Source organism: Candidatus Latescibacterota bacterium, assembly GCA_019038625.1.
Classification (GTDB): domain Bacteria; phylum Krumholzibacteriota; class Krumholzibacteriia; order Krumholzibacteriales; family Krumholzibacteriaceae; genus JAGLYV01.
The window spans coordinates 1-7,570 of record JAHOYU010000265.1 but is presented as its reverse complement, the minus strand read 5'-3'; the positions used below and the strand labels follow the sequence as shown (position 1 = coordinate 7,570).

General features: G+C 50.7%; 6 protein-coding genes and 2 tRNA genes. 3 read left to right on the top strand and 5 right to left on the bottom strand.

Translation table 11 applies throughout. The features are described from left to right. From KOO63_16710 to speB, 5 genes are all read right to left on the bottom strand, one after another. Positions 1-323, bottom strand: a 323-nt coding sequence (locus KOO63_16710; protein MBU8923458.1) for a hypothetical protein, incomplete at its 3' end; no start/stop codon positions are given. Between the two features lie 246 nt (positions 324-569). Then, a complete protein-coding gene (locus tag KOO63_16705) occupies positions 570-1,256 on the bottom strand; it encodes a hypothetical protein (protein MBU8923457.1) in 687 nt (228 codons plus the stop codon). Positions 1,257-1,802: 546 nt separating this feature from the next. Next, positions 1,803-2,897 (bottom strand): glycosyltransferase, encoded by a 1,095-nt coding sequence (locus KOO63_16700; GenBank protein ID MBU8923456.1) that lies wholly within the window; start codon positions 2,895-2,897, stop codon positions 1,803-1,805. Between the two features lie 4 nt (positions 2,898-2,901). Then, complete coding sequence (locus KOO63_16695; GenBank protein ID MBU8923455.1) at positions 2,902-3,690, bottom strand: methyltransferase domain-containing protein; 789 nt, start codon at positions 3,688-3,690, stop codon at positions 2,902-2,904. 32 nt (positions 3,691-3,722) lie between these two features. Continuing rightward, positions 3,723-4,583 carry an agmatinase gene (gene speB, locus KOO63_16690; GenBank protein ID MBU8923454.1) on the bottom strand — a complete coding sequence of 287 codons (861 nt, stop codon included), beginning with the start codon at positions 4,581-4,583 and terminating at the stop codon, positions 3,723-3,725. A gap of 402 nt (positions 4,584-4,985) precedes the next feature. On the opposite strand from speB, the gene KOO63_16685 reads away from it, so the two are divergent. The 3 genes from KOO63_16685 to KOO63_16675 all read left to right on the top strand — a co-directional run bounded on the left by KOO63_16685 (position 4,986) and on the right by KOO63_16675 (position 7,246). Continuing rightward, a tRNA-Arg gene (locus tag KOO63_16685) sits at positions 4,986-5,059 on the top strand. Positions 5,060-5,143: 84 nt separating this feature from the next. Continuing rightward, a tRNA-His gene (locus tag KOO63_16680) sits at positions 5,144-5,219 on the top strand. Between the two features lie 143 nt (positions 5,220-5,362). After that, positions 5,363-7,246, top strand: coding sequence for a T9SS type A sorting domain-containing protein (locus KOO63_16675; GenBank protein ID MBU8923453.1), 1,884 nt, complete (start codon positions 5,363-5,365; stop codon positions 7,244-7,246). Positions 7,247-7,570 lie beyond the last annotated feature (324 nt).

Sequence of the window (7,570 nt, the reverse complement as noted above, 5' to 3'; positions counted from 1 at the left end):
CCTTCATATGGGCTGCCGCTAACCGGTGGGCAATCGGGGCAATCCGGACAATCAGGGCAGTCAGGGCAGTCGGGGCAATCTCCGCCAGTATTGACATAAACAGTGTCAGGGTCGCAGGGGGGGCAGTTTCCGGTATAAATGGTATCCGGGAAGCATGGAGGACAATCGTCTACAAAAACGGTGTCTACCCTTGTGATGACCGTGCCACCCGGGTTCTCTCCTCCGTCGACATTGACATTTGTGGTCTGGTCGGTGTTGCAGCCGTAGAAGACAAATACTGCTGTAACAAGGGTAGCCAGCAATACTTTGATCGGGGATCTCATGGCTCACTCCTCTGGTTGTGCGTGCGCGTGATGTAATTGAGCGATTCTGTTATTTACGCAAAAAAACCCGCGAAACACCTCCATGTGTCATAGAGCCACCGCCGGAGCGGTAGAGGTTCCTCAGGTTTTCTATATTGTACCATTTTCAGGGGGGTGCAGTCAAGTGAGGGCAGACAAAACCCCACAGTATGACCCGCCATCGCATGGTAGATTAATAACGATCAGGCTCAAGCTATCGGGATCCCTTTATTTGTAGATCGATTTGATAGCTCCCCATGTTTTTGATCTCGTCGGCACGACCATGTCATGCGAAAAGGCGGTAAAGCACTCTCCGCCATCTCTGATCCCGTTGTAGTTTTCATCGGAGAAAGCCCAGATATGCAGGCCGTAGCAGCCTCTCCAGCTGACGTCCAACACCATCGTATCGGAATACTGGTTGCCATCGTCAGTCGGTGTGCTGACTACAAGGTCACCCAACGGATAGGTCCCGATTGTGACAGGACTTCCATCAACGAAGATGAACGGGACACATTCGCTGGGATCGGGCTGATCGAAAACGACAAGGATATTGACAAACGTAGTCGGAACGTCTGAATATCCATCCACGATCAGCTCGAAATCTGTTCCAACGAATACAAATCCATCATTGCCATCGATCGAAGGTTCGAATCCGCTCAGGCCCGGAGCCTGGTAGATGCTTCCGTCGATCTCGTTCGATCCCAGCTCCAGCAGGACTATCCCGCCGCGATCGTACTCAGCATCGTAATACGGGTGGCCGGGGCCCACAGTGTAGTATTCAGCTTCATCGTAGTGGTATACGCAGGCGCTGGATGGATAAACGACAAGACATGGATCAGCTGCAACAGTCGCAGCTACAAGCAGCAGAAAACCTGCCGCAGGGACTGTCAGTCCCCTGACGCGAACCCGGCGCATTTTGTTCCCCCCCTATTAAAGAACACATGATCCCTTAATACAGCGATTATACACCCAATCTGGAAAGCATTCAAGGATTATTTAGTGGTATATACCTATAATAATGATTGGGCGCAGTCATCGTTGATCGCCGGCATGGACTCTGGATACGTTACTATCTCTCTCGTCTCTGCCTGCTTTCATGACTTCCTGCGCCCTGCACCGAAATGCAAAACCCGCCAACGCGCCGGCAATCCCGGTAGAGGAAGATGCAACGACCGTCTATTTTACACTGTCGTCTTTTCACCCGTTACCCTGGTTAACGGCGCCCCGGCGAATGGGAAATCTCGTTGTCTGTCGATGTTGTCCTGAAGTTGTTGCCCGCTTGCTGACCCTGCCTGAGATTCTATAATAATTATAATAATAGATTCATTATGGCACAATAAGTACTCTTACTCAATTTTAGGAAGTTTGAGGGGGTATTTCTTGTAACGTATTGTCAGTGTGCCAGATGACTGACTAATTGAAGATAATCTTCTGGTTTTAATATTGATTAATATGCCAGAGCTAGTTATCTAAATCGTCGATATACTTTTGCAGTCTGGTGACAGCTTTATTCATGCTGAACATTGATTCGAGAGAGAGTCTTCCATTATTACCCAGCCGCCTTATTCTCTCTGAATCCGAAGAAAGTGAAATGATACTTTTTGCCATCTTATCGATGGATGAAACGAGGATGCCCGTTTCCCCATCGTTGATGATCTCGGGGTTGCTGCTGTTATTGAACGCCACCACTGGCCTGGCCGCAGCCATGGCTTCTACGATTACGTAGCCGAAGCCCTCCCATAAAGAGGTGAGAACGAAGATATCCAGGCTCTCCATGAAGCTTTTCATGTTGCGGACGAATCCGGTAAAGACCGTCCTGTCTGAAACTCCTGCTTTTTCCGCCATAGCTTCAAGTCTCTGGCGGAGCGGCCCGTCGCCGGCGATCAGCAACCTGAAATCAAGGCCCTCTTCTTTCAGTCCTACTGCGATCTTTATAAGTGATTCCTGCCCCTTCTGCTTTACCATCCTGCCCGCGTTGCCTATGACGATCTCTCCCGGCTGAGCCTGGTAGATCCTTGATTCGGGCGTGTCATCCCATTCGACGATATCGAGGCCGTTGTAGATCACTTTGATCCTGTCTGGATCAAAAAGGCCGGGATTTTTCATCAGGATAGTTCTTTTTGTCTCTTTCGAATTGGCTATGATCCCGGTGATGTATTTGCCGAACAGCCTTCGGTTGAGCCAGCTGTTACGTACTGGGATGGCACTCCCCCTGCGATAGATGATGTTCCGGACACCTGCCGATGCGGCGGCAGGGCCGGCAAGCTTGAGATCGGAAGGAAGGTTCATGATGATCGTATCAACTTTTTCTGAGGCGAGTAGTTCAACGATCTTCCTCACCCTTAAAGGCGACAGAAAGCTGATATTTGAGACGGTGACTCCATGAAGAGGGATATTGACCCTGGAGAGTCTCGAATAAAGTTCTCCAGCTCTGTCTGCTACAGCGATGACCCGGTACCTGTCGGGATCGAGTTTCGTGATCATGTCGAAGTGCCATTTTTCGCCTCCGCCCCAGGCTCTTGTGCTGTTAAAGAAGCATATGGTCCTTCGATCCATAAGTTCAGGCCTTTCTCGCTGAAACGATCAATGTCTCGCCCAGGAGGACTGGTCCGGAGAAAAGTTGCCGGAATATCTCCCGATTCGTTTTTCGGCAGCCCCTGTCTTTTTCGTTTTTCGAATAACTCGCCTTTGTAGCCAGCCACGCGAATGGCACGAGAAGCATATACGGGAAGGAAGCGACCTTGATCCTGTTCGTGACGATTTTGTCGATTTTTATACTGTTCGTGTGAAGCATGTATCTGATTTCCGGAAATGTGAACATCGATATGTGGTGCAGAGGACCTGGATTACTTTCATCGAGTGGAGTCTTGCACTTGTTATGATGGCCGGTGAAAAGGAACCTGCTTCTGGACCTCAGGGAGCTGATATTCGGAGTGGACAGTATGAGAGTTCCCCCCGGACTGAGAGTCCTGACGGTCTCACGTATGAAATCAGTCGGTTTCTCAAGGTGTTCGATGCCATCGATGCAGACGATAGCGTCAAAGAACTCATCATCATAGGGGAGAGTGTCGTTCATGTCTGCCTGGCTGAAATTGCCGGCCTGGATCTGCAGGATGTTTTCGATGTCCGCGGAATGTACTTCGGCCTTCGCTCGCAGCAGCCTGTCCGTAAAGGCTCCTGCACCACATGGGATATCGAGTATCCTTGCGCCGCAGAGGGGCGAACAAAGTTTCTCGGCATTATCTTCGGGGGCTGCCGGGGTGTCAGTCCGTTTCACGGACAGGTTTTCCTCGAGCAGGCGCATCACGACATTGTGCGTGTTTTTCGACGTGTTTTCTGGAATCGACATTGTCCTCTCCGATGTGGACGGCAACGGATCGATCATCCGGGAGCGATTATTCTTGCTGCGATTTCCTTGAATATCTTGGCACAAAGGTACGCCGTGACATCTGATCTGTCCCGGTCCGGATTATACTCGACAATATCTGCTCCCGCGATAGATGGGGCTGACAGAGACTGGATGAATGATATAGCCTGCCTGGACGTCAGTCCGCCCGGTTCAAAATGTGATACACCCGGCGCGAAAGCCGGGTCGAGCGCGTCGATATCGAACGATATATAGAGAGGATTGTCGAATATCAGTTTTTCTTTCAGTCCGGAAATGGATCCGTCCGCGGAATGGATCTCCTGCATGGAGATGGTCTCAACGCCGAACCTCGCGGCCTGTTCTATCTGGTGCCCTGTCGTAGATCGGATGCCGACCTGTACGAGTCGCCCTACCGTCCCTTTCTCCATGATCCTGGCAAAGGGGCATGCGTGGGATTCCCGGTTGTCGTCGAGATTGTCGTATAGATCCGGATGTGCGTCGAAATGCAGGATGTCGATCCGGGGAACGCGTGTGTTCAACGCCTCGAAGATCGGCCAGGTCACTGAATGGTCTCCACCGAGAAAGAATGGTACTGCGCCTGAGTCGAGGATGGAGTTGACAAGTTTCCCGATAGCTGTGAAGGCGCCGTCGACGGAAACACCCAGGTCTCCCGCGTCTACGACAAGACCCTTCTCGCCGAGGTCTATACCTGATTCCGACCACATGGTCGATGAACTCGAGAAAAGGGCCTCTCTGATCTTCGGAGGAGCGTCAGCCGGACCCTTCATAAAAGAAGAATTGTGGTCGAATGGAAGGCCGGCGAAGATGATTCTGGTATCATCAGTCCTGCCGGGCAGTTTATTAATGTTTATCATGGGGGCTATAATAACCCCGTGGGACCGAGTGTTCAATGAAAAGTATAATAGAACCCGGCCATTGGACCTGAGCAGATCCAGTGGCCGGGCACGGAATTCAGAGTTGTTTGGAAATCCAGCGTGCGATCGCGGGATGGGCCACGATAACCGGGCACCATTTTATTTAAAAGCACAAAGTAAGCTTGACGGCTTCTGCTGTTTATGGTTACAGTGCATCCAACACTGAATGCAGTACTCTCAATACGGCTCAGTGTTTTCAAGCCCGTTGCCGCTCCTAATACAGCAACGGGTTTTTTATTGCCTCTCCAGGGAGGCAGATTCATCGGGGGAATGCCGATGGTCGATGAATTTTGAGATTGCCTCTGACCTTCAGTCCTGCTAACTTATTGCGGAAAATGAAATGCGCCCGTAGCTCAGCTGGATAGAGCAACGGACTTCTAATCCGTAGGTCGCAGGTTCGAATCCTGCCGGGCGTAAATAATGGAAGCGCACCTTCGCAGAGGGTGCGCTTTTTTCTTGCAGTAATCAATGTTTATCGATAGATTATCAGGACGAATGTGGTGGATATAGCTCAGGTGGTAGAGCCCTGGATTGTGGATCCAGTTGTCGCGGGTTCGAATCCCGTTATCCACCCCATTTTTTTGTCTCAGGCCCCCCGACCCAACCAGGCTGTGATTTGGTATTGATTTTACATACATAAATGGTACAATAGCCCCAAGCGGAAAAGTAATTCATTCTATTGTTTGAAGAAGAATCATCAACTGCGGAGAGGGGCAGGCATGAAACGGTATTATTATCTTCTCGTGGTCGTTTGTATGTTTCTACTATCTATTTCATCTCCGAAAGCAGGATTTATCGAGGACGGGGTTCCCATATGCACCGTTCCTGGAATCCAGAGCCATTCGTTGATTGCCGAGTGTCCCGGTGGCGGGGCTATCATAGTCTGGTTGGACGAGTCCGTCACCGGAGGCGCTATCTTTGCCCAGAAAATAGACGATTTCGGAAGATTTCAGTGGCCTGTCTCGGACGTAAGGGTAACCGCGAGTACTTCGCCACAGTCTGACGCGGCCATCATACCAGATGGTTCAGGAGGAGTTTTTGTCACATGGCAGCATGACGATGATATCTACGCCCAGCACCTGGACGCTGGGGGCACACCTCTGTGGACTGAGGATGGGGTCCCTGTCTGCGTAATAGGTGGAGTGCAGAGCCATCCTGATCTTTGTCCGGGCTCAGATGACGGGATAATAGTTTGCTGGGAAGACGACCGGTCCGGAGGAGAGGGTGTATATGCGCAGAGGTTGTACGGGAACGGGATGCCGGCATGGGTAGCCGGAGGGGTCGCCCTGGATACTGGCGACGCAGGCTATTACAGGTCTTGTATCTGCAGGGACGGCCAGGGCGGCGCCATAATCGCCTGGGAAGATAGCGAGATCTGGGCGCAAAGGGTGCGCGCGGACGGCACGCTTGCCTGGGCAGCAGGCGGACACTTTTTGTGGGACAATGAATTCAACCATATGATGAGGGGCATCGAATACGACAACCGATTCGGCGCGATCATCTTCTGGGAGGCGCGAACAAACTTCGAGGCGTATGTAGTTGCGAGACAACATGTAGATTCGACTGGAACATCCCGGTACGGGCTGAAGCAGTCCAGCTGGACAGAGAAACCGTTCAATTTCTTCCCCTGCATAGTCGTCCGCGACGATGGGGGGTTCATATTAGCATACTATGAGGGACTCTACGGGCGGGTGGGCAGTTATGAAAAGGACGGAGGACTCCTGTGGATGTCGAATATCTGTGGAGAGGGAGATATTTATAATCTCTGTGCCGCCACCGATAGTAAAAAGGGAGTCCATTTGATATGGGTAGATAACAGGGATGGCTGGAAAGCCTATACGCAGCACATCGATTCTCTTGGGACCCGCACGTGGTCGACTCTGGGAATCCCTCTGGCGGAGAACAGCATCAGACAGAGTTATCCAGGGATCTGCCCGGATGGGGTGGGGGGTGCGATCATGGCATGGACAGATTATCGGGAGGGAGTGGATAATGCGGATATATATGCAGGTGCTATAGACTGTTTAGGCGAACCTGTCGCAACGCTCCTGTCCGGATTCGATATCCGGGCTGACATATCTGAAGTCATTGTCAGCTGGTCTCTTTCTATGATAGATGCGGATGCAGTATTCGAAGCGAGAAGGTGTTTGAAAGACGGCGGCTCTTTCGTGCCGATGCACGGGCAGGTAGAGTGTAATGGGATGGAATTCAGTTTTACAGACAGAAGCTGCAAGCCGGGCGAGATCTATAGTTATCGCGTACTTTATTCAATCGATGGAATAAGCAGCCTTCTTTTTGAGACAGATGAGGTAATAATTCCTTGTGCGGATATGTATCTTTATCAGAACATTCCCAATCCCTTCAATCCTTCGACCTCTATAACGTTTTCAATTCCCGAAAGGCATCATGTCAGGATCACGATCCACGATGTGACGGGAAGGCTCGTAGCAGTCGTCTTCGATGCGGTGGCGGATGCCGGAGAGTCCCTTGTTCACTGGAACGGCAGGGATGCAGGTGGAAATCATGTTGTTTCCGGAATATATTTCTACAGACTTGTAGCGGGAAAGAACTCTATTACCAAAAAGATGACATTATTAAGATAGGTCGGATTAGAGAACGCTTCGTAATCTGAATCTACTATGGGGATATTCGGGTTAAAAAATAACCCGCCCCCATTTTATTCTCTGCAACATCATTATCTTATTAATAACAAAAAACCATAGTCCCTTTATAGGCCAGTGTGGTACCAAGAGGAGGAGCAGGTCAACACCCGGCAGGAGGATTCAGTGCCGAAAAAATATCAGGCTAAGGAGGCAATAACCCTGGATGAAGTTATTGCGAATCTGACTCGCGTTTATAGCGATGCTGAACTGCGTATGAACAGATTGAGGAGTCTTGTGAGCATTGCGGATGGTGCAGAACTACTC

Coding starts and splice junctions, on each gene's coding strand:
- KOO63_16705 (MBU8923457.1), bottom strand. CDS start 1,256: ATGCGCCGGGTTCGCGTCAGGGGACTGACAGTCCCTGCGGCAGGTTTT.
- KOO63_16700 (MBU8923456.1), bottom strand. CDS start 2,897: ATGGATCGAAGGACCATATGCTTCTTTAACAGCACAAGAGCCTGGGGC.
- speB (MBU8923454.1), bottom strand. CDS start 4,583: ATGATAAACATTAATAAACTGCCCGGCAGGACTGATGATACCAGAATC.
- KOO63_16675 (MBU8923453.1), top strand. CDS start 5,363: ATGAAACGGTATTATTATCTTCTCGTGGTCGTTTGTATGTTTCTACTA.
- KOO63_16695 (MBU8923455.1), bottom strand. CDS start 3,690: ATGTCGATTCCAGAAAACACGTCGAAAAACACGCACAATGTCGTGATG.